1 protein-coding gene and 1 pseudogene are annotated in these 1,915 nt (G+C 30.3%); both read left to right on the forward strand.

The window, feature by feature from the left end; translation table 11 throughout:
- A pseudogene (locus DNC80_RS15750) lies at positions 1-763 on the forward strand (hypothetical protein); the annotation flags it as partial.
- Between the two features lie 215 nt (positions 764-978).
- Positions 979-1,872, forward strand: coding sequence for an NAD-dependent epimerase/dehydratase family protein (locus tag DNC80_RS15755; protein ID WP_182652031.1), 894 nt, complete (start codon positions 979-981; stop codon positions 1,870-1,872).
- Positions 1,873-1,915: the final 43 nt, after the last annotated feature.

Raw genomic sequence — 1,915 nt, forward strand, 5'->3', positions numbered from 1 at the left:
AATATTTCTCGAAACATTTAAGCATCAGCAACCCAATTGTGAACTAATATTTTTTACTTGGGATTCCTTTACAAATCATGCGCATCCTACTACTATTCTTAAATATTTTCATAAAAGATTTAGTTTTGATTTTGAGGATGCTAAAAAATATAATATTGGATTTCGACCATTATTTTATTTAGACAAATATAAAAACATCAAAAATTTTGATGTGTCAAAAAAAAAGTATGACCTTTTGTTTTTAGGAACAGCGCATTCAGATCGTTATTTAATTAGTACTGAAGTTTCAAACTGGTGTTCAAAAAATGGACTTTCGTCTTTTACCTTTTACTATATGTACAGCAAAGCAGTGTATTGGTATAAAAAAGTATTTGATAAAAGTTTTAAAGCATTTGATTATAAAAAATTAAGTTTTAATAGTCTTAGCACTGATGAAATTATAAATCTTTACAAAATATCTAATGTAATTTTAGATATTAATCATCCTGGTCAAAAAGGATTAACGATGCGTACATTTGAGGCTATTGGATCTGGTAAGAAAATGATAACTACAAATGCGGAAGTTAAAAAATATCCATTCTATTCTCCGGATGTTTTTTACGTGATTGATAGAAATAATATTGTTTTAGATAAAAGTTTCTTTTCTAGTCCAATTACAGATGTTACAGAAAGTATATATTATAAATGTTCTGCAGAAGGTTGGTTGTCAGATATTTTCTTAAAGTCTGAAAAAGACGATTGGAAAGGTCTAATGAATAATTAAGAATTTTAGAGATTTTTATTTAATGAATTATAAAGCTTAATTTTAAAAATCTATCCAAAAGTTTCAGTATTGCGCGAATATGATTCAGGAGCGAATAAAAGCGAAGAAAATAAGTAGATTATTTTTTAACTCTACCAATACATATTTTAATAAGTTTGATGTTTTTTTTGATTGTCACTAAAATAAATGACGAGGCTTAGTCTCAATTTAAATAAATGAAAATAGCAATAACCGGAGCTACAGGGTTTGTAGGAACAAATCTTCGTGAATATTTGAAGACTTCTCACGAAATTGATTCTATGAGTGTTAGATACCTGCCTAATCAACAATTTGAGATAAAGACTGATGCTTTAATTCATCTTGCAGGTAAAGCCCACGATTTAAAGAATGTTTCAAAGCCACAGGATTATTATGAGGCTAATTTTGAGTTGACCAAACAATTGTTTGATGCTTTTTTATTATCCAAATCATCGGTTTTTATATTTATGAGTACCGTTAAAGCGGTTGCGGATAAAGTAAAAGAAGTATTGTGTGAAGGCGAAGAACCAAACCCCAAAACGCATTATGGCATTGCGAAACATCAAGCTGAGAAATACATATATAGTCATGAACTACCTAAAGGAAAAAGAGTTTATATATTAAGACCTTGTATGATTCATGGGCCAGGAAATAAAGGGAATCTTAATTTGTTATATCAACTTGTTGCTAAAGGATTGCCATGGCCGTTGGGCGCTTTCGAGAACCAACGTTCTTTCTTGAGTATCGAGAATCTTTGCTTTGTGATAAAGGAATTACTTAAAAACGAAACTATTCCTTCGGGGGTTTATAATGTGGCGGATGATTCTCCTTTGTCAACTAATGAATTAATCCAATTGTTAGCTACGAGTTTAGGTAAAAAAAGCACAATTTTCAACTTGTCACAAAACATGATCAGCTCGATAGCAAGATTGGGAGATCATTTACATTTACCCTTAAATTCTGAGCGTTTGCAAAAGTTAACGGAGAATTATGTGGTAAGTAATGAAAAGATTGTGCAAGCCATTGGGAAACCATTACCAGTTACTTCTTGCGATGGTCTTTTAGCTACTTTCAAGTCTTTTGGTAAATAATTTACAAATGAATAGTATTTTTAAAAAATACCTGGTTTCATAG

The sequence above is a fragment of the Flavobacterium sp. SOK18b genome, from assembly GCF_014156605.1.
Classification (GTDB): Bacteria; Bacteroidota; Bacteroidia; order Flavobacteriales; family Flavobacteriaceae; genus Flavobacterium; species Flavobacterium tiangeerense.

Coding starts and splice junctions, on each gene's coding strand:
- DNC80_RS15755 (WP_182652031.1), top strand. CDS start 979: ATGAAAATAGCAATAACCGGAGCTACAGGGTTTGTAGGAACAAATCTT.